The 22624-nt window shown below is 63.1% G+C and carries 13 protein-coding genes; 12 read left to right on the forward strand and 1 reads right to left on the reverse strand.

What is annotated here, in order from left to right:
* Positions 1-74 precede the first annotated feature (74 nt).
* Positions 75-8039, reverse strand: coding sequence for a beta strand repeat-containing protein (locus ACXAG6_RS15645; RefSeq protein WP_475338714.1), 7965 nt, complete (start codon positions 8037-8039; stop codon positions 75-77).
* Positions 8040-8447: 408 nt separating this feature from the next.
* Between ACXAG6_RS15645 and ACXAG6_RS15650 the strand changes: the two genes are divergently transcribed.
* The 12 genes from ACXAG6_RS15650 (at position 8448) to tssG (ending at position 22597) form a co-directional block, all read left to right on the forward strand.
* Positions 8448-10463 carry a type VI secretion system Vgr family protein gene (locus ACXAG6_RS15650; RefSeq protein WP_475338715.1) on the forward strand — a complete coding sequence of 672 codons (2016 nt, stop codon included), beginning with the start codon at positions 8448-8450 and terminating at the stop codon, positions 10461-10463.
* Between the two features lie 21 nt (positions 10464-10484).
* On the forward strand, positions 10485-11078 hold the full coding sequence (locus ACXAG6_RS15655) for a DUF6931 family protein (RefSeq protein WP_140014813.1): 594 nt from the start codon (positions 10485-10487) through the stop codon (positions 11076-11078).
* A gap of 345 nt (positions 11079-11423) precedes the next feature.
* Positions 11424-13049: a type VI secretion system-associated FHA domain protein TagH gene (gene tagH, locus ACXAG6_RS15660; protein WP_475338716.1), complete on the forward strand. Its 1626-nt coding sequence runs from the start codon at positions 11424-11426 to the stop codon at positions 13047-13049.
* 117 nt (positions 13050-13166) lie between these two features.
* On the forward strand, positions 13167-13682 hold the full coding sequence (locus tag ACXAG6_RS15665; protein WP_140014815.1) for an OmpA family protein: 516 nt from the start codon (positions 13167-13169) through the stop codon (positions 13680-13682).
* Positions 13683-13873: 191 nt separating this feature from the next.
* Positions 13874-15232: a type VI secretion system protein TssA gene (locus ACXAG6_RS15670; RefSeq protein WP_475338718.1), complete on the forward strand. Its 1359-nt coding sequence runs from the start codon at positions 13874-13876 to the stop codon at positions 15230-15232.
* 95 nt (positions 15233-15327) lie between these two features.
* Positions 15328-15867 carry a type VI secretion system contractile sheath small subunit gene (gene tssB, locus ACXAG6_RS15675; protein WP_475338719.1) on the forward strand — a complete coding sequence of 180 codons (540 nt, stop codon included), beginning with the start codon at positions 15328-15330 and terminating at the stop codon, positions 15865-15867.
* A 95-nt stretch (positions 15868-15962) separates the two neighbouring features.
* Positions 15963-17453, forward strand: a complete 1491-nt coding sequence (tssC, locus tag ACXAG6_RS15680) for a type VI secretion system contractile sheath large subunit (RefSeq protein ID WP_475338721.1) — start codon at positions 15963-15965, stop codon at positions 17451-17453.
* Positions 17454-17647: 194 nt separating this feature from the next.
* Positions 17648-18133 carry an Hcp family type VI secretion system effector gene (locus ACXAG6_RS15685; protein ID WP_475338722.1) on the forward strand — a complete coding sequence of 162 codons (486 nt, stop codon included), beginning with the start codon at positions 17648-17650 and terminating at the stop codon, positions 18131-18133.
* A 228-nt stretch (positions 18134-18361) separates the two neighbouring features.
* Positions 18362-18844 (forward strand): Hcp family type VI secretion system effector, encoded by a 483-nt coding sequence (locus ACXAG6_RS15690; protein WP_475338724.1) that lies wholly within the window; start codon positions 18362-18364, stop codon positions 18842-18844.
* 161 nt (positions 18845-19005) lie between these two features.
* Complete coding sequence (locus ACXAG6_RS15695) at positions 19006-19560, forward strand: type VI secretion system baseplate subunit TssE (RefSeq protein WP_475338725.1); 555 nt, start codon at positions 19006-19008, stop codon at positions 19558-19560.
* On the forward strand, positions 19557-21518 hold the full coding sequence (gene tssF, locus ACXAG6_RS15700; RefSeq protein ID WP_475338726.1) for a type VI secretion system baseplate subunit TssF: 1962 nt from the start codon (positions 19557-19559) through the stop codon (positions 21516-21518). Before ACXAG6_RS15695 ends, tssF begins: the two co-directional genes overlap by 4 nt.
* Positions 21515-22597 carry a type VI secretion system baseplate subunit TssG gene (gene tssG, locus ACXAG6_RS15705; RefSeq protein ID WP_475338728.1) on the forward strand — a complete coding sequence of 361 codons (1083 nt, stop codon included), beginning with the start codon at positions 21515-21517 and terminating at the stop codon, positions 22595-22597. The genes tssF and tssG overlap by 4 nt, the downstream gene beginning before the upstream one ends.
* Positions 22598-22624: the final 27 nt, after the last annotated feature.

The raw sequence follows: 22624 nt of genomic DNA on the forward strand, positions 1-22624 counted from the left end.
CCGTTAATTGTCACGTTAAGCTCACGCTTCAGCTCGGGCCCGGCGCGGGGCCTTTGCTGCTGCGCGCTTCGGGCTCAGAACTGCAACCGGATCTGCGCGGTGAGGCTCAGTGCCTCCACGTCATCCGAGAAGCGCCCGTCAACCCGCGCCGATGCGTTGAGCTGCTTGGCGCTGCCCACCTGCCCGTCGAGGATCTTGATGTAGCTCAGACCCACCGAAAGCTCGCCAAAGTCGCCCAGCGGCTCGGTCGAGATAGGCAGCGCGGAAGAGCCGCTGATATAGGTCGCCTGGAGCGGATCGGAGAAGTCCTTGTAGTAGGTCGCGGTGACGAACTGGTTGATCGCGCTGTCGCCCGCCTCGCCAATCACCGTGCGGGCCAGCGTGGCCCCGACAAAGCCGATCGAGGTGGTGTGATCTTCAAACACCATGCGACCCACTTCGGTGGTCTGGTCGCCCGGGTCACGCAGGATCACGTCATCGGTCGAGCTCTTGGTGATCCCGAAGCCCCCGGTGGGCACCAGCGTCAGGCTGTCAGACAGCGGGTAGCTGTAGGAGATCGAGGCCGAAAGCGTGGTCGACTGGCTCTCCACATCCTCGTCAAAGAAGCCCGCGGCAGGGGTCACCCCATCGGCCTGAAGCACCAGAACCGGGTTGTTGAAGGTGAACGAGGTCTGCTCGGTGCGCAGCTGCACGTCCGCCGTGTAGGCATCCTTGGCGAAGGCCAGATAGGCGCCCACGTATGTTTGGGTAAAGTCCGTCTCGGTGGTGCTGAGCAGAGTGGTCGGCGTCGGCGTGCCGGAGGTGTAGTCGATGTTGAACACATCCTGCGAGGTCGAACCCTGATTGTAACCCAGGATCATGCCGCCTGCGATGTCGAACGGGCTGTCGGAGACATCAAAGCAGCCGTAGTCCATCCCCAGTGTCAGGCCGGCATAGTCGGCTTCCACCGTGGAGGGCAGGTTCGACACACCGTTGTTGGTGCGCGCCGTGCCGGTGGCAGAGCCCCCGGTGGCCCGCGCCCATGCGCCGGTGCCGCAGTTGTCGTCATCCTCATAGGCCAGGCCCGAAACGAAGGGCGAGGACGGGCGGTTGACGATGGTGCCGATCAGCGACTGCACGAGGCCGATGTTGCCGGCAACGGCACCAATGCCCGCGCTCACGTCGGAGAGCACATATGCATCGCCCGACGACGGATCATAGACCGCGAAGTAGGCGGTGGCCCCGTTCACTGCGATCAGGGAGTTGTCGAAGGTCAGGTTGCCGCCCGACGAGCCTGCATTGAACAACACGTAATCGCTCGGATTGGTGAGGTTCCCCGTGAATACCGTGTCCGAGAACGACAGGGCCACATTGCCCGAAACGGCCCCACCCACCTGGATCGCCTCGTTGACAGGGTTGCCTCCCCCGTCCGCACCGGTGAAGGCCACCGTGCCGCCGGAGAAGGAGAGGTTACCGCCCACCGAAAGGCTGTCAGCGCCAGCCGCCGACAGATCAATGGTGCCCGAGCTGGAAACATTGCCGCCAATCACGCCACCTGCGCCCTGCGCGGTAATGGTGCCGCCGTTGGTGGTGCCGCCCGTGGTCGAGAAGCCGCCCCCCGCATCCAGCGTGATGTTGGAGTTGTTCACAAAGCTCCCGGTGATCGCAAGGCTCGACGCCCCGCCATCGAGGAAGCTGCCATCGTTGGTGAAGGTGCCAGACATGGTGCTGGCCCCATTGATGTTGAAGGTGTTGTTGTTGGCGAAGTCCCCGCCGATCGAGCCACCGTTCGAGTTGAAGGTGCCACCGTTGGTCACCGCCGCATTGATCGCACCCGTGTTGTCGATGGTGCTGCTGTTCACGAGGCTTGTGGCGTTGACCGTGCCGCTGTTGGTCAGCGTGGCGTTGTTCGTCACGGTGACCACGTTGGCGTCGGCCCCCACGGTGCCAAGGTTGGTGAAGTCACCGTTCAGCGTCAGCGTGCCCGCATCCAGCGTGCCAGTGCCCTGGTTGGTCGAGACCTGTGCGATGGTCACGTCGCCCGAAGCGTTGAAGTCGCCGGAGTTGTCCAGCACGCCGTTGATCGTGCCGGTCACGGTATTGACAACGCCCGTGGTGCCAATGGTCAGCGTCTCGCCGCTTTCGTTGCTCAGGGTGCCCGTCGCCGTCAGCGTGCCGTCATCGACCGTGAAATTGGTGTTGATGGTGGCATTGACCGCCGACAGCTCGAAGCCGCCGAAGGTCACCGCGCCGCCATCGCCGCCGGTGTCATCTTGGATGAAATCGCCGCCCACAGCGAGGTTGCCCGCGAGCACGATAGTTGCGCCATCGGTGTTGGTAACATCGCCGGTGGTGGCCAGCGAGGCGGTGACGTTCAGCACACCGTTGTTTTGGTTAATCACCTCACCGTCAATGCCATTGGCACCGGTGCCCGCCGCGTTCAGCGTGCCTTCGTTGGTGATGGTATCAACATCGAGCAGGCCGGTGGAGTTGACAGTTTGGCCGGAGTCGTTGGTCAGGCTGGCCGCCTCCAGCTCCGCGCCGGCCGACACGTTGATGGTGCCGGTGGTGTTGGTCACGGCACCGGCCACGTCGAGCAGCCCGGCACTCACTGTCACAACAGCACCCGTCCCGTTGTTTTCAACGCTTGCCGCACTGGTGGTGCCGCCGCCCGACTGGATCAGATTACCATTCGCGCCGTTGGAAACTGCACCGGAGAAGGTGAGGTTGCCGGTGCTGGTGTTCTGGATCGTGCCGGTGTTGCCGGTAGCCGTGGTCGCCTGAAGCGTGCCGGTGCCGGTGTTCTCGATCAAGTTGGCGTTGTTGTTCAGGTCGCCGGAGAAGGTGGCATTGGCACCGTTCGACAGGGTGTAGGTGCCGAGGTTGCCATTCAACGTGGTGCCGTTGTGCGCACCACCCGAAATATTGATATCGCCGGTCGCGGCATTGTCGATGGCGCCAGTCGTGAGCGTGCCCGCCGTGCTGTTGATCTGCCCGTCGTTGTCGACGGCGTTGTCAACCGTGAAGATCGACGAGTTGTTCACCACACCGCCACTCGCAACCGTCAGCGTATCCGCAGTGGTGGTGCCGCTGTTGGTTACAACCGAACCGCCGTCGAGGTTCAGGTCGCCCGTTGCCGTAAGGGTAGAGCCGCTGGCGACCGTGGCGATGGCATTTACCAAGGTCACATCTGTGTCGGACGAAAGCGTGCCGCCCGCGTCGACGGTAATGTCTTCGTTCAGGTCCACATCGCCCGCGGTCATGGTATTGCCCGCGAAGGTCACGTCCCCTGCCCCGTCCTGCTGGTCGAAGGTGCCGACAACATCAAGCGTGCCGCCTAGGGTAATGGTGCCTCCGCTCTGGTTGTTCAGCGTGCCCACGGTGCCCGAAAGCGTGGTGGCGGTGCCCGAGTTGTCGACCGTGCCAGTCACCTCGTTGGTGCTTGTGAAGGTCGATCCCGCGTTGACGGTCACGTTTTCCTGGATCACGCCCGCGTTGTTCACGGTCGCGCCGGAGGCGATGTTCACGCTGCTCGCCACCTGGCCGTTGGCGGTGATCGTCAGCGTGCCCCCGTTGGCGCCAATGGTGTCGTCTTCCGCGGTTTCTTCCAGCGTGCCATCGGTGGTGAAGTCGGTGGTAAACAGCATCGTTCCCGCTTCTATGGTGCTGCCCGTCCCGGCGGTGCCGAGGGTCGAGGAGCCGAAGCTGAAGGTGCCGGTGTCTGCCACGTCGAGGGTGGCATTGGCGGCCACATCGAAATCGACCGAGCCGCTGGCGATGAAGTTGCCGGTAACGTCCACCGTGCCGCCGGTCAAATCGAAAGTGCCGCCGCTGGCCGCAACACCGCCGTCGATGGTGCTGCTGCCCACATCAACGTCACCCGTGGTGGAGAGCGTGATCGTGGTCAGGGTAGCGCCATTGGTCATCACCAGATCGCCGCCCGCACTGTTAACGAAGCTGCCCGCGCTCGCGTCAATCTCGCCCGTGTCGATGTTGACCGTTCCGTTGGTGTTCTGAAAATTACCCCCCGTCACACTCAGCACGCCGCCGTCCACATCGACCAGCGCGCTGGCGTTGTCGTTGAGGAACGTGGTGGTGGTCAGCTGACCCGCATCCACGTTGATGGTGGCGTTCGCCCCGTCGTTGGTGATCCCCGCGACGGTGAGCGTACCGCCGCCCGCTTGGGTGATGGTGCCGTTTGCGCTGTTGGTCACGGCGCCAGTGATCGTCATGTTGCCGCTATCGGTGGCTGCATCACCATTGGTGATGGTGCCGGTGTTGCCGGTGATCGGCGCGTTGATGTTGAACTCGCCATCGCCGAGGTTTTCCAGATCGCCCGCATTGGTGCCGGTGATCGAAGCGATGGTCACGGTGCCGGTGCTGCCATCGGTGATGGTGATCGAGCCGTCGGCGTTGTTGGTCGTCGCGCCGAGCTCCAAGGCCGTGGCGCTGCTGGACGAAACGTCGATGGAGCCATCGTTGGTCGTGGCGCCCGCAACCGAGAAGGTCGAGGTGCCCTGCACGGTGATCGCGTTGTCATTGTCCAGCGTGGCCGCGATATCGGTGTCACCTGCGCCGAGGTTGTCGAAGGTACTGGTGCTGCCGACGACCAGATCGTTCGCAGTGACGGTGCCAGAGTTGTCTACATCGCCGTTCGCCACATTCAGCGTCCCGGTTGCGTCGAGCGTGCCGGCGGTGGGAGCACCCGCAACAACTACGGTAGCACCGCTATCAACGGTGATATCCGTGCTCGACGCCAGCGTGCCGTTGGTCACAGCCACATTGGCGTCGATGTCCACGTCACCGGCCGAGAGGGCGTTGCCGCCCATGTCGGAGAGGGTGCCGCCATCATGGCTGTAGATACCGGTGACGGTGAGCGTGCCGCCGGAGACATCCACGGCACCGCCGGTGTTGGTCACCGCGCCATCGACGGTGGCCACATCGGTGGTGGTCATCGAGCCACCCGAAACGGTCACGTCACCGGTGACAGCCCCGGTGGCCGCGCCGGTACCGGCAAGCGTGAAGGTGCCGGAGGTGTCCAGCCCGTCGGCGCCGGTGCCCACATCCAGCGTGCCGCCTGCGTCGATCACAAGCGCGTCGCCGTTGTTGAAAGCCCCTGCCCCGCTGGCCACGCTCAGCGTGCCACCGTTGTTGATGGTCACGGTGCCGTCGGTATTGGTGGCCGAGGTCGTCACCTCAAAGGTATCGCCCTCCACGGTCAGCGATGCTCCGCTGCCGTTGAGGCTGAGCGTATCCACCGTGGCCGCGCCGTTGCTTCCCATCGCGCCGTTGTCGGTGAGGTTGATCGTGCCAGCGGCAAAGTTGGTGCCGTCATGGTCGATGAAACCGTTGCCGGAAACGTTGATGGTTGCATCGTTGGCAGTACCGGTATCGCTGTCATCGGCAAGGAAGATGCCATCGTTGTCGAGAAACGCGTTGCCGGTCACCTCCACGGTGCCACCCACGGTGACGGTCACGCTGTTTCCATTGCCCACAGTGAAGCTGGAGTCGTCCTGCAGGCTCAGATTGGTGCCCGCCGTCACAATCGTGCCGGTCGAGTTGATGTTGATCTCGCCGTCGTTGAGGTTGTTGATGGTGCCCGCAGTGGCCTCCAGCGTGGAGCCCACGCCGTTGAGGTTGTAGATGCCGGTGGTGCCGGGCACCACATTGATGGGGTCGCTGTCGTTGTTGATGTCGCCAGCCGCGTCAGTCACATCACCGCCCGCCGCGATGTTTACGGTGGTGTCGTTGTTGATGGTGTTGCCGGTGCCCACGAGGCTGGCGTTCTCGCCCACGGTAACCCCACCGGTGCCGGCGGTGTTGATGGTTTCGGCTGTGACGGTCGTGTCATCGGCGATAATCAACGAGCCCGCGCCGGAGGTGCTCAGGTCGCCGGTGCCGCCGTCATCACTATTGATGGTGATATCGGCATTGGCCGTTAACACGCTGTTTTCGGTGATCGAGATAGAACCGACATCGGTAATCTCGGTCTCTACCATCACCGTGCCGCCGTTGGCTGCGCCAAGTGAATGGCCGCCCGCGTCGATCGGTGCAGTGCCTAAAATCGTCAACTCCGAAGTACCGTCGCCGGTGCCATCTGAGACGAAGTCGTGGGTGAACTCGTCCACAGTCTGTGTGCCCCGAAATGTCACGGATTGAACAGCCGCATCGAGCGTGACCGTGCCGGCGCCCTGAATGAAATCGTCCCCGTAGGTGACATTATCCGCCCGAACGGTGAGGCTGCCCGAGTTCACGTTGACGGTGCCGTCCAGCACGATCGACCCGCTGGCGCCACCCACCTCCAGCGTGTTATGATTGTCGGACTCCACGTTCCCCAGCGACAGGGTCAGATCGTCGGACACCCCGTCATCCAGGGTTATGCCGCTGGCCAACGCGCCGCCGGTGCCCAAAGTCACGGTTGCTCCAGTGGCGTCGAAATTGCCGGCCACCACGAAGTCGGCCCCGTTCTCCAGGGTCACGTCGCCGCCCGTGGCGGTAAAATCGCCGTTCAGCGTGGCTGCCGCGCCATTGCCGATTTCCAGAGCGCCATACCCCAGCGACAGATCGCCCTCGACGGTCCCGCCGCCCGCGATGGTCAGGGTGCCATCACCGATGCTCGTGCCATCCACCGAACTCAGGGTGGCACCGTCGAGCACTTCCAAAGAGGACCTGAGCCCCATCGCGACCGTGCTCTCGGAGGCCAGCGTGCCGTCAAGCTGATAGGTGCTGGCGCCCGCCACAAAATCATTGTTCACAACCACAGAGCCAGCGGTCAGCGTGTTTCCCTGAAGCGTGAGGCTGTTGGCCGAGGTGCCTTCCAAGATCAGATCACCTGACACCTCCATGTCGGCGTCGTTGTTCAGCACGATCTCGCCATTAATGACCGTCTGGACGTCGCCGTCCACCGTCACCGTCCCGCCTTCGCCAATAAGCTGGCCGCCGACCTGAACCCTATCCCCTGCGACGAGGGTCGATTCGCCCTCGCCTGTGACCGTGAGTTCCCCGATCACGCTGATGCTGGTTCCTGCATCTAGCGTGCCGCTCACGGTGGCCGTACTGATATTGGTGATTGCGATAAACTCATCAGTGGAAAAGCTGCCACCCTCATCCACCTCGAGTTGGCCGACTTCTCCGGCACCGGAGGTATAGCTCTCGGCCGTCACCGCATTGTCGCCAACGTCGAGGGTGCCCTGGTTGCTGATCTGGCCGGTCACATCCAGATCGCCGGTCGCCGTGATGATGCCGGCGTTGTCGATCTCGCCGTCGATGTTGCCGGACAGCTCAACAACCGGACCTGCGCCCGCCACGGTCAGATCGCCGTTCACCGCGCCACTGGAGGAGAACCCGGCGGCCGTGGCGTCAACCGTGACGCTGCCGTTGATCGTGCCCTGGTTATCAAGCGTGGCGCCCGCCTGCACGTTCACGTCGTCGGCAGCGGAATCAACAGTCGCCAGCGTCCCGGTATTGGTCACTGTGCCAGTGCCGGTTACGTCCATCGTGTTGACGGTGACATCGCCGTTGAGGGTGAGGTTCCCGGCTCCGGCTGTGATCAGGTCGATCCCGCCAGCACTGCCATCCAGCGCGGCGTTAATGGTTGTCGTGCCCGTGGTTACCGTCAGCGTGGAAGCGCCAGGTGTTGCGGTGCCGCCCGTCAGCGTCAGCCCGCCGCCGTCGGCCGGGTCGTCCTCGATTACAATTCCGTCGGCCTCGAAGGTGATGTCGCCTACCTCGACGGGGTCCAGCAGAGTGCCTACGTTGTCGAGGGTCAGCTCCGTGGTGATGTCGATCGTGGCGTTGGCGCCCTGGTCCCAATTTCCGAGCGCAGAGCCATCCCAGTCGCCCGAGAGAGCACTGCTGTCCCAGATCCCCGTCGCACCGCCGTCCCAGGTCAGCTCCTGCGCGTTCGCCCCATGCCCGGCTCCGAAGGTGAGCGCCAGCGCCATGGCTGTGCTGGCGAGGATCTGACCCTTGGCCACAGTGTTGCGTGACCGGGGATGTGTGGCACCTGCCGAAATTGCAGTTGTAGCCACGATGCGTTGGGTGCGGAAATCGCTGCGCATGGGAGTTATGTCCTCTCGCCTTCAAATTATCGGCACGTTTCACCGCCCACCTCGGCAGATCTCCGCGCACTTGTGCGGAACACTACTTGCCGCCAAGTCATGCGACAATGCCGAATTTTCGCCACAACCTCTTGTGCCGCCCCGCCAACAGCCCCGCCCCACATTTTGTTGCCACCCCGCAACAGGCGCTATGTGAATTGCCAATGCCACCAGCGCGCCGGCGGCATCCGGCCTGCGCCACGGCAGTCTCAGGGGCATCCTGCCACCACGCATGGAATCTGCACTCCCTCTTGCGCGGTCCCCTGACGCTCCCTACATTGAGGTCACGTTATTTCAATTATTCCTTCTGGCAGACGACCGATATTTTGAGGGTTGGCCTGCAAAAATCAAAACTGGGAAGCCCCCGCGATGAGCACTCCAAGTCATAGTCAGTCTGAGCGCCTCGGGAAGTTGCACACTGTCCTGCCCTTCGACACGCTCGCCCTCCTCCGCTTTGACGGCATGGACGCCGTCAACGAATGCTTCGAGTATCACGTCGAAGCCGTCACCGAAGATGAGAATGTCGCCGTAGACCTCGACGACCTGCTCGGCACCCATATGACCGTCGAGCTTGAAGACCTTTATGGCGCGCAAAAGCTCTTTGACGGCATCGTCACCGAATGCGGCTGGGCCGATGACGGAGACAGCGGCAACACCTACCGCTTCACGCTGCGGCCCTGGTTCTGGATCATGTCCAAGCGGACAAACAACAAGATCTATCAGGAAAAGAGCTTCGAAGACATCATCAACGAGGTCTGCACCGACTTCGGCTATGACGCCGCGGGCGGGCTCGATGTGCGGATTTCCGGTGCGCTTCCAACCATGCCGCAGGAATACATCGTTCAATACAACGAGAGCGATTTTCACTTCCTGTGCCGCCTGATGGAGCGATACGGCGTGAACTACTACTTCACGCATGAGGCGGGCAGCCACAAGATGGTGGTGACCGACAACAACGATGGCTTCGAGCAGCTCGCCCCGTCGGAGCGCGAGTACATGGGCCACGAAGGCCAGCATGTGCACGACAAAGAGCACTTCTGGGACTGGACACCAAACCGCCGCCTGACCACAGGCAAGGTTGCCCTGACCGATTACAACTTCAAGACGGTCGCGGCCAACATGAAGGGGGAGCAGGAAGGCGACGCCCAGCACGAATACGGCAAGCTGGAAAGCTACGAATACCCGGGCGTCTACCTTGACGGCAGCCAAGGCTCGGACGTTGCCCGCCTGCGCGCCGAGCAATATCGCGCCCGCGACAAGCATCACACGGCCTCTGGCGACTGCATGAGCCTGACCTCGGGCATGAAGTTCACCCTCACCGGCGAGCATCAGGACGAGGCGCTGATCGGACAGGAGTTTATCTGCGTCCGGGCCATGCACAGCTTCCACACCGGTGGCTACGTCTCCGGCGGCGGCGGCGCGGGCGAGCATGTGTTCGTCGGCAACTACGAAATGGCCCCCGGCGATGTGCCCTTCGCTCCCGAACGCAGAACGCACGAAACCCGCATGACCGGCCCGCAAACCGCAACCGTGGTCGGCGCGAGCGGCGAAGAGATCGACGTTGACGAATTCGGCCGCATCGTCGTCCAGTTTCACTGGGACCGGCTGGGCGACAACGACGAGAAATCCTCAATGCGCATCCGCGTCGCCCAGCCCTGGGCCGGGGCCGGATGGGGCACGCTCTTTATCCCGCGCATCGGGATGGAAGTGATCGTCGAGTTTTTGGAGGGCGACCCGAACAAGCCCGTGGTGACCGGCTGCGTCTACAACGGCGACAACGCGCCCCCCTACGAACAGCCCGGCGACAAGAACTGGAATGGCATCAAGTCCAACTCCACCCTTGGCGGCGGCGGCTACAACGAGCTCGTGTTCAACGACACCAAGGGTGAAGAGCTGTTCCGCCAGCACGCGCAATACGACATGGAAACCAAGGTGCTCAACGACGAGCGCCGCGAGGTTGATGTCAACCGCACCACAACGATCGGCAATGACGAAACCCGTCACGTCAAGAATGACGAAACCCACACTATCGACAACAACAACACCTATCTGATCAAGGGCGACGAGAACCGGACGGTCAACAAGAACCGTGAAACCAACATCGACATCGACGAGACCCTCAACGTGGGTGGCAACCAGCTCACCGAGGTGAGGGGCACCAGCACGCTGAACGCCCAGAGCGATATATCCATCAGCTCCTTGACGAAGATCACCCTGACGGTGGGGGGCTCCTCTATCACCATCGAACCGGCGTCCATCAAGCTCAGTTCGCCGATGATCGACGTCAACGCCTCCGCCCAGCTCACGACCAACGGCGGGGCCACGGCCACGCATAAGGCCGGAGGAATGATGACGATCCAGGCTGCACTGGTTAAGATCAACTAAGGACCGGAAGGGATTCGGCAGGTGGGGGACTCCTCTGAAAAGACCGTCATAGCTGGCGTCACCAAGCGAAAGAACCTTCGGTTCGAGGTGGCGCACGAGCTCTATGAAGCGATCCCAGAGATCGAGGAAGACGTGACGGCGCGGCCCAACGGCCACTCCTCCGTCGATTTCATCGGGACGCTTTCGCAAAGCGATACACCCGAGGAGGCGCTGACCTATTGCGCCTACGTGCTGCCCCGGCGTTTCGCCGTCTGGTGGGGGCACGAGTGCCTCAAGAAGATCGACGACATGCTGGATGATACCGACCGCAGCATGCTGGAGCTCGCCGCCAAATGGGTGGGCGATCCCGACGAAGACAGCCGCTACCGCGCGCTGGATGCGGCGATGGAGGCCAAGGTAAAGTCTCCCGGCGTCTGGGTGGCCCTCGGGGCGGGCTGGTCTTCTGGCTCGATGGCCGGGGCCGATGTGCCCCCGGTGCCGCCCCCGCCCTTCCTGACGGCCCGCGCGGTGAACGCCGGGCTGCTTTCGGCCCTCGCCCGGTATGACGTGAAGACCCGCGCGGAGCACCTGCAACGGTTCATTCGCATGGCCCTGATGCTGACCGAAGAAGGCTGACGCGGCAGGCGCGCCTTTCGCCGCAATAGCTACGGGCGGAATGGCACCAAACCCGCGATTGCCATGACCTTTTCCAACACCACCGTTCTCCTGCTCGGCGTGGCGCATGGGCCGACACCGGCGCAGACAGAACTTCACTCATTAAGTGAAAAACTACCGGCAACCGATTGATTACAAAGGCCCTCTGCCCGGCCACCTCGGCACCACAAGTTGCCGCAACACCAGCTGCGATCCGCCGCGCAACGCAGCCTCCGGGCTTGCATCATACCCCCCTGAGACGTAACTCTTGATCACCAGAGATTTCCAACGCTCCCAGTGGGCGGCATTATCCGAGCGGCGCCGATCATGACCCTGACCCTTCGCATCGACAATTTCCCCTCCCTGCCCGACGGCGGGCCGATCGAGTTTTCGACCGATCAGGGCGGGTTCGAAATCGGGCGCGACCCGGCGATGGATTGGACCCTGCCCGACCCCAACCGCTTCGTCTCTTCCTGCCACGCAGAGATCCGCTACGAAAACGGCACCTACTGGCTCTATGACGTCTCGACCAACGGCACCTTCGTTAACGGTGGCTCGATGCGGGTGAAGAGCCCCTACCAGCTGCAATCGGGCGATAAGCTGCAGATCGGCCATTACCTCGTGGTGGCCCAGGTGGCCGCGGCGCAATCTGCCCCCGCCCCGGCGTTTGAGCCCCCCCCCCCCGCCAACCCCGGCCCCTCTGCCTTCGATCAGGGCGGCGGCGGTGGCGGCGGCGATATCTGGTCTGTCGGTGGCGGCGGTGGTGGCTCCGGTGCCGCAGCCCCGCCCAGCAGCGGCGATTTTTCTTCGCGCAGCGGTGTCGGCGGCATGTCGGACTTTGGCGATCAGCATATCGACCTGCCCGACTTTGGCGGCAGCGAAACCGGCACGCCCCCGCCCCCGGCCCAAGGTGGCGCAGGCGGTGGCTCGCCCTTTGGCGACGCACCGCCACCGCAGCAACCGCCCCAAGCGCCGCCGCCCCAGCAGTCGCCCGCCTCCGAAAGCGCCTCGCCCTTCGGAGATGTGCCGCCGCCCAGCGCGCCCGAGCCGCAGGCCCCGCCCCCGGCGCAGGAAACCACCGGCTCGCCCTTCGGCCCCGGGCCCTCGGCACCGCCAGAAGCGCCGGAGCAGGCACCGCAGCCGCCCGAAACCACAGGCTCGCCCTTTGGGCCGGGCCCGGCTGAAACGCCCGCTCAGGCCGAGCCGCCACAGCAACAACAGCCCCCCGCGCCGTCACCCACACCCGCCGCGCCGCCACCCCCGACTCCCGCTGCGCCGCCCCCCGTCAGCCCGACGGCGCCCGCAGCCGAGGCCTTCGCGGCGCCGCCGGTGCAGGCCCCCTCTACCCCGCTGCCCAAGGCAGGCAGCGTGGGCGATGTCTCGGGCCTCCTGGCCGCCATCGCCGATGGCGCAGGGATCAGCCCCAAGGCCTTCGAAGGCCCGGACCCGGGCGCAGTGGCGCATGAAATCGGTCGCGCCCTGCGGATCATGGTCGGCGAGCTGGCCGGGCTGCTCAAAGCCCGCGCCGCCACCAAGCAAAGCCTCAAGTCGGGCAGCCGCACGATGATCGGGGCCGATGCCAACAACCCGCTGAAGTTCATGCCCGGTGCCGCCGAGCAACTTGAGGTGATGTTCGGGACTGGCCGCCAGGGCTACATGCGTGGCGCCGAGACGGTGCAGAAGAGCTTTAACGACATCAAGATGCACCAATATGCCGTGCACGCCGCGCTTCAGCCCGCGCTGGCCCGCCTGCTGGAAGACATGAGCCCCGAAGCCGTGGAAGAAAAGGTGGAGGGAGGTCGCTTCGGCGGCAAGGATTCCCGCGCCTGGCAGATCTATGTCGAGCGGTGGGATGCCAAGACCCACCCCTATGACAACGGCATGCTCGACGTCTTCCTCGCCTACTTTTCCGAGGCCTATGACGACGTGATGGAAAAGACAGAAAATCAATAGTTTGCGCGGCGAAGCTGCCCTGTGACAAAACCGTTAAATTCAGGGCCATACCTTGACATTTCGGCCCTGCATTCATAGGTTGGCTTCACCGCCTTATTTAACAAAACGGTGATTTAAATGCGCAATCTGCTCCTCTCTTCTGCTCTGGTTGCAGCCTCCGCGCTGGCCGCCAACGCCCAGTCCGCAACGCCCTATTCCGCTGACGATGTGGCCAACTTCCTCGTCGACAGCGCCGATCTCGGCCTCAACCGCGGCATCTGCATCGGCACCGCCGAGGAATGCGCCCCGCCCAAGCCCAAGGGCATGGACATGATGATCAACTTCGAACTCGACAGCGCCGAGCTGACCGAGGAGGCCAAGGCCTCTCTCGCCGTCGTCGCGCAGGCGTTCGAGGATGAGCGGCTCAAGAAGGCCCGCTTCATGATCGAGGGCCACACCGACGCGCGCGGCACCGAAAACTACAATGGCAACCTCTCCGAGGATCGCGCCGCCTCCGTGAAGGCCTACCTGATCGGCCTCGGCGTCACCGAAGAGCGGCTCTCGGCCATGGGATTCGGTGAGAGCACGCCCCGCACCGAAGACCCGATGGATCCGGAAAACCGGCGCGTCGAACTGCGGATCGACCTGCAATAACCTCTCGGGCCATGCCCTAAGGTCAAGTTCACACGCCGTCCCTGCCCCGGGGCGGCGTTTCTTTTTGGTGAAAATTCCGTTTATCCGACCGCAGGCTGAATTTTTAGAGTGACCTCGGGGCCTTAACAGGCCAGTATCGCCGCCAAACAGACGAGGATGCCGCAAAGCATCCCAACCGACTGGGAAGATAGATGCGCTACGACAATCTCTTCGAGCCGATCTCAGAAGATCAGCCGTGCGGCCCTGACCTGCTGCTCGAAGATGACGACGACTATATCGAATACTACTTCGAAGCGATCGACCGTGTGCCGATGCGCTACATCGTCAGTGGCGAAACCGGCGAGGTCTTTGACCGCAAGAACATCGACATCAAGAAAGAGGTCGCCGCGATCGACAAGCTGCTGGGGCGCACGCGCTGCCTGCGGCTGCTGGCGCTGGAGGCGCAGTTTCAGGCGCTGGCCGGGCGGATCGTGGGCTTCTCGGAATGCGTTCAGGCCATGCAGGGCCTGCTGGAGCGCTACTGGGCCGATGTGAACCCCAAGATCGAAGAGGGCGATTCCACCGAACGGCGCAACGCCATCGAGCTGCTCAACGAGATGGGCCAGGTGGTGATGCCGCTGGAACATGCGCCGCTGCTGGAAGACCGGCGGGCCGGGCGCTTTTCGTTCCGCGACTACGAGCTTTCGACCGGCAAGAAGGAGCCGCGCGGCACAGAAACCGCCGCCGCCGATGCCGGGGCCATCACCACCGCGCTCCAAAGCGCCGACAATGCCGTCACCGTCGATCAGCTCTACGAGGCGCTGACGCTGGCCCGCGCAGGCTGCGCGGCCATGAAGAACACCTGCATGCTGGGTGACAGCGGCGCCTTCTCGCCCCAGTTCGACAACCTCGATGAGACCCTGCGCGACATGATCGCGCTCTTTGACGATGCCCGCCCCGACCTTGCCGGCGGCACAGAGGCGGCAACGGAGGCCGAGGCAGGCGATGGCACCCCGGGCGACCCCGGAGAAGAGGGCGCCCCCGCCGCCGTGGCAGGCGGCAATGTTTCGGTCTCGTCCGGCCCGCCCACCATGGTCGGCCCCGTGCCCAACCATGCCACCGCCAAAGCGGCGCTGGAGGCGATCGAGGCCTACTTCGCCTCCGTCGAGCCCTCCGCCCCCGCCTTGCTGTTGATCCGGCAGGCGCAGGATTTGTTTGGCAAACCGCTGACCGAGGCTCTTGAGGCCCTGCTGCCGGGCATGTCGGGCAATGCGATTGTCGATTTCGGCTCCAAGGAGGGCTTCATGCTCGACTTTGGCCGGATGAGCCAGCTGGCGGCCTACGAGTTGCCCGCCGGCGCCGCGGCGGTTGATACCGGCCCGGCCGAGCCCGTTGTCTGCGAAAACCGCGAACAGGCCGCCGCCCTGCTGACGGCGGTCGAGAACTTCTTTCGGCAAACCGAGCCCTCCAGCCCGGTGCCGGTCTTGCTCTTCAAGGCCAAAACCTACCTCAACCGCGATTTCTCGTCGATAATTGGTGACCTGTTCCAACACATGGACCAACCCGGCTGACGCTCGGTCAGCCACCCCCCTTCTGTGGGGGCAAAACATTTGACAAAGCAGGGGCCACGTGGCTTCAATTGCTTAAGTATTAGGGAGATTTTCACATGGCTGATTCAGCAACCCGATTCATCAAACGCAACCGCCCCCCTCGGGTGCAGATCGCCTACGAAGACCCGTATGACAGCGAAAAGAATGTCGAGCTGCCCTTCGTGATGGGCGTGATGGCAGACCTGTCCGGCAACTCTTCGGCAGTCGAGAAAGACCCGATGGCAGAGCGCAAGTTCACCCAGGTCGATACCGAGAACTTCGATGACTACATGGATGCCGTCGCTCCCGGCGTGTCGTTCAACGTCGACAACAAGCTCGGCGAGGAAGAGGGCGAGAAGCTGGGTGTGAGCCTGAACTTCTCCAAGATGTCCGACCTTGATCCGGGCGAGATCGCCAAGCAGGTGCCCGCACTCAAGAAGCTGCTGGACGCCCGCGACGAGCTGGCCAATCTTCAGCGCTACATGAACGGCAAGTCCGGCGCGCAGGACCAGCTGCGCAAGCTGCTCGACGATCCCGAGATGATGAAGCTGCTCGCCGAGAAGCGCGCCGACATCAACGACGACAACGAAGAGGGCGGCGAGGAGAGCGAGGGCTGAGGCCCGCGCACACCGCCTCCTGATTTCTCGCGGGAAGGGGCGCCACTGCAAGAGGCCCCCTCCCCCGGACAGAACCAAAGACAGGGACCAGACACATGGCAACCGAAGCCCAACAGGAAGCCGGCGCCGCAGGTGGTGAGGTCGACGAACTCGACGCCTTCTCCGCAGCGCTGAAGACCAACTTCAAACCCCGCTCCGACACCGCCGCCACCGAAGTGGAAAACGCGGTATCGACGCTGGTGAAAACGGCGCTCTCCGACAGCACCGTGATCAAGGAAGACATCCTCGACACCGTCGACGAGATGATCGCCAAGCTGGATGAAAAGCTGACCAGCCAGGTCAACGAGATCATCCACCACGAGCAATACCAGCAGATCGAAAGCGCATGGCGCGGGCTGCATCACTGCGTGATGAACTCCGAGCCCGATGCGACCATGAAGATCAAGGTGCTCAACGTTTCCAAGAAAGAGCTTGAGCGCGAGCTGCGCAGCTTCCCCGGCGCGAAGTGGGACCAGTCGCCGCTGTTCAAGCAGATCTACGAGCACGAATTCGGCCAGCTCGGCGGCCAGCCCTACGGCGCGCTGATCGGCGACTTCTACTTCGATCACAGCCCCGCCGACGTGCGCCTGCTGCGCGACCTCGGCAAAATCGCCGCCGCCTCCATGGCACCCTTCATCGCTGCCGCAGACTCCGGCCTGATGAACATGGACAGCTGGAACGACCTCAACAAGCCGGCCGACCTTGGCTCGATCTTCGAGACCCCGGACTACGCCGCCTGGAAGTCGCTGCGCGAGAGCGAAAACTCCCGCTACGTGGCCCTGACCGCCCCGCGCGTTCTGGCCCGCGAGCCCTATGGGCAAAACTCGCTGCCGGTCGAGGCCTTCAACTTCGAAGAAGAGACCGATGGCCACGAAGGCAAGAAATATGCCTGGATGAACGCCTCCTACGCCATGGCGGCCAACATCGCCCGGGCGCACAAGGAATATGGCTGGACGGTCCGCATCCGTGGCGTGCAGTCGGGCGGCGAGGTCATCAACCTGCCCACCCACACCTTCGACACCGGCGATGGCTCGACCGACCAGAAGTGCCCCACCGAGATCGCAATCTCGGACCGGCGCGAGGGCGAGCTTTCCAAGGCGGGCATCATCAGCCTCGTGCACCGCAAGAACACCGACAAGGCCGCCTTCATCGGTGCCCAGTCGCTCTATAAGCCGAAGTCCTATGTGGACCCGGAGGCAACCGCGGCCGACAACCTGTCGTCCCGCCTGCCCTATATCTTCGCCGTGTCGCGCTTCTCGCACTACCTCAAGTGCATCGTGCGCGACCAGATCGGCTCCACCAAAGAGCAGGACGTCCTTGAACGCGACCTGAAGAACTGGATCGCCCAGTATATCGACGGCGACCCCAAGAACTCTTCGGAAACCGCCAAGGCCAAGCGTCCGCTCGCAGGTGCCGAGATCAAGATCGTCCCCGACGAGGAAAACCCCGGCTATTACATGGGCAAGTTCTTCCTGCGTCCGCACTTCCAGATGGAAGGCATGGACATCGGCATGAGCCTCGTCTCCCGCCTGCCCTCCGGCGGCTGATATTTCAAAGGGTTCGGGCCCTGTTTTTGCAGGGCCCGTTCGGTTCCTTCACGATTTCGTAAAAAAATTTGTGAGGGAGCCTTGCAACGGGAAGGATCGCTTCCCATCTCAGTAGGGACCGAGGATTACCGGTCTTTATTTTAAAAAACGGCAAGTTATTTGCTTCCACAAGGTAACCACAAGGAGATCAACTAATGGCTACCGCTCTTTACATGAAACTCGATGGTGTCGAAGGCGAATGCGTGGTCGAAGGCTACGAAGGCTGGATCGACCTGGAATCCATGTCTTTCGCAGGCTCGCAGTCTGTGACGATCGGCACCGGTCGCGGTGGCGGTTCGGGCAAAGTCTCGATGGGTGACGTGATGTTCACCAAAATCTGCGACAAGTGCTCCACCGACCTGGTGAAGAAACTGGCCCTCGGTCAGCACTACCCCACGGTCGACATCCACGCCACCAAAGCAACCGGCGACAAGCCGCTGCCCTACTTCACCATCAAGCTGACCCACGCCATGGTTTCCTCCATGAGCTTCGGCGGTGCAGGCGGCCAGGACGTGATGACCGAAAGCGGCTCGCTCGCCTACCGTCAGATCGACGTGGAGTACAAGATCCAGAACGAGGATGGTACCGAGATGGGCACCACCACCGCTGGCTACAACGTGGCCACCGGCGCTGGCATCTGATCCCAACCGGGTTCTGTCAGACGTTACAGAGGCGGGGCGCAGAGATGCGCCCCGTTTTCTTTTGTGCCCGCTCTTTCCCTGCCCCGTCACTGCCCCGCCGCAGGCGTTTCATAGCTTGCCCAAACGTCAGGCAGTTGTCATACTTTCCGCGCCGGGCGGTTTTTTGCCCGCGCCAGTTAATTCAAGACCCAAGACCTTTACGCAAAATCATTCTGGAGGAGCCCATTCATGGCGACAGCTCTCTACATGAAAATGGACGGTGTCGAAGGCGAGTGCGTCGTTGAAGGCTATGAAGGCTGGATCGACCTGCTGCGCATGGAATTCGGCGGCAGCCAGTCCACCACCCTCGGAACCGGCCGCGGCGGCGGCGCGGGCAAGGTTTCGATGGATGACCTGACGTTCACCAAGCTCTGCGACAAGTGTTCCCCGGGCCTCGTGCGCAAGCTCTGCCTCGGCGAGCACTACGACGAAGTGCTGATCCATGTCACCAAGGCCACCGGCGGCGCCCCGCTGCCCTATTTCACCATAAAGCTGAACCATGCCCTGGTGTCCCACATGGAGTTCGGAGGCGCGGGGAAAGACGACCAGATGGTCGAGACGGGCAGCCTTTGCTACCGCCAAATCACCGTCGAGTATCGCATACAGAATGAAGACGGCACCGACATGGGCACAACCATGGCGCAGTATAACGTGGCCACGGGCGTCAGCTGAGCCGCTGCACGCAAAGGCGGCGAATTTCACGAAAAACTCCGCCCCTTCCCCCTTCACGGCACCCCTTGCGGGCGCTAACGTTGACGTTGCGTTCGGGCACTCCCCCGGCGCGCAGTCCCGGCGCCCACCGGAAAAGCTCAATTGACCCGATGCGAGGCCCCATGGCACGCGAAGCCAAGCAACAGCTGCAGATCCCGATCATGTATGCCTTCCGCGAGGCGTTTCGTGCCCGCGATGCCAAGGTTGATGGCACCAGCTACAAGGATGGCCAGCGCGTTCTGACAGATCGCGCCGCCGTGCGCCGTCGTGGCGCCAATGAAGCCCAGCTGCGCCGCAACCTCGAAATTGATCTCGTGCAACTCGCCAACACCATCAACCTCGATGCCTGCATGGATGTGGACGACCTCGAATACGTGCAGAAATCGGTGCTGAACTACGGGGTGGTGGATCTCTCCAACCTCACCTCCGAGGATATTCAGGTTCAGCGCGTGCCCCAGCAGCTCGCCCGTGCCCTGCTCAACCATGAGCCACGTTTCGTGCCCGAAACGATGGATGTGCAGCTGCGCGAGGAATTCGACGACGTGAACCAGAAGCTGATGTTCGACATCAACGCCGAGATGGCCTGCAAGCCGGTTGATATTCCGCTCGAATTTGTGGCCGAAATCGACGTAGGCTCCGGCAAGATGAAATTCTCGAATATCGAAGGCGCCGGATGAACCGCGAATTCCTAAACGCCTACAACAAGGAACTGGCGATCCTCTACGAGCGCTCCAAGGAGTTTGCCGAGGAGTATCCGGGCATTGCCGAGCGTCTCGGCGGGCTGACCGAAGACAAGTTGGACCCGGGCTTGGGCGGGCTCTTTGAAGGCACCGCCTTCATGGCCGCGCGGATTCAGGTTGCGGTTCAGGGCGAGTTTGAAACCTTCACCACCGCCCTGCTCGACCAGCTCATGCCCGACTACCTCGCGCCCACGCCCTCGGCGATGATCGTGCAGGCAAAGCCGGATTACACCGAGAAGGATCTGATCAAGGGCGAGAGCTTCCCCGCCGGCTCCTATCTGGATGCCACCTATGTGGAGCGCGAGCAGCGCGTGTCGGCCCGCTTCCGGCTGTCATCACCGCTCACGCTCTGGCCGCTCGACATTGATACCGCCACCTACATGCCCTCGCCCGGCCCGATGCAGGCGCTGGGGCTCGATGTGCTGCGCCAAACCGCATCCGGCCTGCGCCTGCGCTTCGTGCGCCGCACCGACAACGAAGAGCGTGATCCCGAGCTCCCCCCCAAGAAGGGCGACAAGCCCGCGCTGGTCAACGAGATCCAGGCCCGCGAGCTGCCGGTTTACCTCAACGGCCCCCGCGCTGATATGGTCACGCTCTACGAACAGCTCTTTGCCGACACCTGCCGCGTCACCCTGCGCTACCTTGATCGCTCGGGAGACCCGGTGTTCCTGCCCTGCCCGCCTGACTTTCTGGAGCAGGTGGGCTTCCGCGAGGAAGAGCGGCTGTTCCCCGAGGAAGACAAGATCTTCGAGGGCTTCTCGCACCTGCGCGAATACTGGATCCTGCCGCAAAAGTTCCTTGGCTTCCGCATGCGCGGGCTGCGCCGCCTGTTGGCCCGTATCCCCGCGCCAATGTTCGATGTGCTGATCGAGTTCGACAAGAGCCAGCCCAAACTCGCGGCCCTGATCGAGCCCAGCCACTTCCGCCTCTTCGCCTCGCCCGCCGTGAACCTCTTTGAGGAGCGTTGCAGCCGCGTGCGGCCAGACCCGAAGTTCAACGAATATCTCGTCGTCCCCGACAGCAGCCCCTCGGTGAATTACGAGGTTCACCGCCTCAAGGAAGTCTACGCCCACTATCCGGGGATGCGAAAGAAGGTGCGCGTCAACCGCCTCTACTCGCAGCCCGACGGAGAGGTGCGCCCCGGTGATGCGCTCTATTACAGCCACCGGCGCAAGCCCCGCCGCCTGACCGAGAAAGAGCGGCGCTTTGGCTTTGGCGGCGATTACGTCGGCACCGAGACTTACCTCAGCATCTACGAGCCCGCCGGGCTGGACGACGAGGAGCGGGTGCAGCGGCTGCAAGTCATCGCGCTCTGTTCCAACCGTCACCTCGTGCAGCAGCTGCCCATCGGGCAGAGCCAGGTGGATTTTCGGCTGACCGACGATGTAAACGTGCCGCTCGCCTGTATCTCCGGCCCCACCCCGCCGCGCGCGTCGATAGCCGATCTCGATCACAACGATCCGCGCATCGGCCATCACGGCGAGGTCATGTGGCGGCTGGTCAACCTGCTCAGCTTCAACCAATTGGGCCTGAAAGACCGCCACAGCGACGACCCGGCAGGCGGGCTGCGCGAGTTGCTTGGCCTGTTCTCCGACATCGGCGATGCCGTGACCGAGCGGCAGATCCGGGGCATCAACGGCATCAACTCCCGCCCCATCACCCGCTCACTGCGCCGCGAAGACGGCTACCACGCCGCCCGCGGCACCGAGGTCACCCTGCGGTTTGACGAACGCGCCTTCGAGGGCACCGGCATCATGCTTCTGGGCGCGGTGCTCGACAGGTTCTTTGCCGATTACGCCCATATGAACAGCTTCACCGAGACGGTGCTCGTCTCCGACAGCCGGGGCGAGGTGATGCGCTTTGCGCCCCGCTCGGGCACCGGGCCGCTGCTGTGAGCAAAAAGGGCAAAGCCGTGGCCGATGAGGCCAAGCCGGTGCCACTGGAAGAGGCGCAGACGCGCCGCCAGATGCTCGAGGCCGAGCCCTACCGCTTCAACATCCACGCGCTCCTGCGCGAGATGGAGCGGATGTATCCCGACAGGCCCCGAATTGGCCGCAGTCAGGTGCTCAACCAGGAAATCGTGAACATCGGGCAGGATCCGTTTCTGGATTTTCCCGCTTCCAACGTGAAGGCCTTCGAGGTTCGCGAAGACGAAATTCCGCGCCTGCGCACGCGGTTTCTTGGCTACTTCGGCCCGCAAGGCCCACTGCCCATCCTGACAACGGCAGAGGCCATGCGCTGGCAGGAGGCGGGCGATGATGCCTTCGTGCGCTTCGCCGATATCTTTGCCACGCGCTTCCTGCAGCTCTTCCACCGGGTCTGGGCCGATGCCCGCCCCATCGCCCAGTTCGACCGCCCCGAAGAGGACCGGTTCGCCGCCTATGTCGGCTCCACCATCGGCATCGGCACCGCCCCCTTCCGCGACCGCGACAGAGTGCCAGACATCGCCAAGCTGCCCTTTGCCGGGGTCATGGCCAGCCGTGTCAAATCGGCCAAACGCCTGCAACAGGTGCTCGAAGGGGTGCTCGGCGTTGACGTCAAGATCCGCGAACGCGAGGGTATCTGGCTGGAGTTCGAAGAAAGCGACCTCACCCGCCTCGGTCAGGCGGGGGCCGACCTTGGCCGCAACACCTACGCCGGTCGCCGGGTCTACTCGATCAACGACAAGGCCGCCATCGAGATCCGCACCGAGCAGCTCGAAGATTACGAGAGCTTCCTGCCCGGCGGAGAAATGTTTGAACGGCTCGCAGATATGGTAAGGTTCTATCTGGGTGAGCAGATTGATTTCGACGTCGAGCTCGCCCTGCCCCGTCAGCTGTGCCCCAAGGCCCAGCTCGGGACCAAGGGGCGGCTGGGGTATACCACCTGGACGCCGCTGAAGGCCGACGACGAGGGCAGCCGTGAAGATGATTATGTTTCAGACGCCCGTTTCAGCCTTCATCAGGCTGTGATCGGCGACATTCAAACCGAGTAAAGAACAAGCATTTCAATAGGGACGGAC

It is taken from the genome of Vannielia sp. ABF1_015 (genome assembly GCF_056160745.1).

Excerpts from the sequence above, each read along its gene's own strand:
- ACXAG6_RS15645 (WP_475338714.1), bottom strand. The coding sequence starts at position 8,039 with ATGCGCAGCGATTTCCGCACCCAACGCATCGTGGCTACAACTGCAATT.
- ACXAG6_RS15650 (WP_475338715.1), top strand. The coding sequence starts at position 8,448 with ATGAGCACTCCAAGTCATAGTCAGTCTGAGCGCCTCGGGAAGTTGCAC.
- tagH (WP_475338716.1), top strand. The coding sequence starts at position 11,424 with ATGACCCTGACCCTTCGCATCGACAATTTCCCCTCCCTGCCCGACGGC.
- ACXAG6_RS15665 (WP_140014815.1), top strand. The coding sequence starts at position 13,167 with ATGCGCAATCTGCTCCTCTCTTCTGCTCTGGTTGCAGCCTCCGCGCTG.
- ACXAG6_RS15670 (WP_475338718.1), top strand. The coding sequence starts at position 13,874 with ATGCGCTACGACAATCTCTTCGAGCCGATCTCAGAAGATCAGCCGTGC.
- tssB (WP_475338719.1), top strand. The coding sequence starts at position 15,328 with ATGGCTGATTCAGCAACCCGATTCATCAAACGCAACCGCCCCCCTCGG.
- tssC (WP_475338721.1), top strand. The coding sequence starts at position 15,963 with ATGGCAACCGAAGCCCAACAGGAAGCCGGCGCCGCAGGTGGTGAGGTC.
- ACXAG6_RS15685 (WP_475338722.1), top strand. The coding sequence starts at position 17,648 with ATGGCTACCGCTCTTTACATGAAACTCGATGGTGTCGAAGGCGAATGC.
- ACXAG6_RS15690 (WP_475338724.1), top strand. The coding sequence starts at position 18,362 with ATGGCGACAGCTCTCTACATGAAAATGGACGGTGTCGAAGGCGAGTGC.
- ACXAG6_RS15695 (WP_475338725.1), top strand. The coding sequence starts at position 19,006 with ATGGCACGCGAAGCCAAGCAACAGCTGCAGATCCCGATCATGTATGCC.
- tssF (WP_475338726.1), top strand. The coding sequence starts at position 19,557 with ATGAACCGCGAATTCCTAAACGCCTACAACAAGGAACTGGCGATCCTC.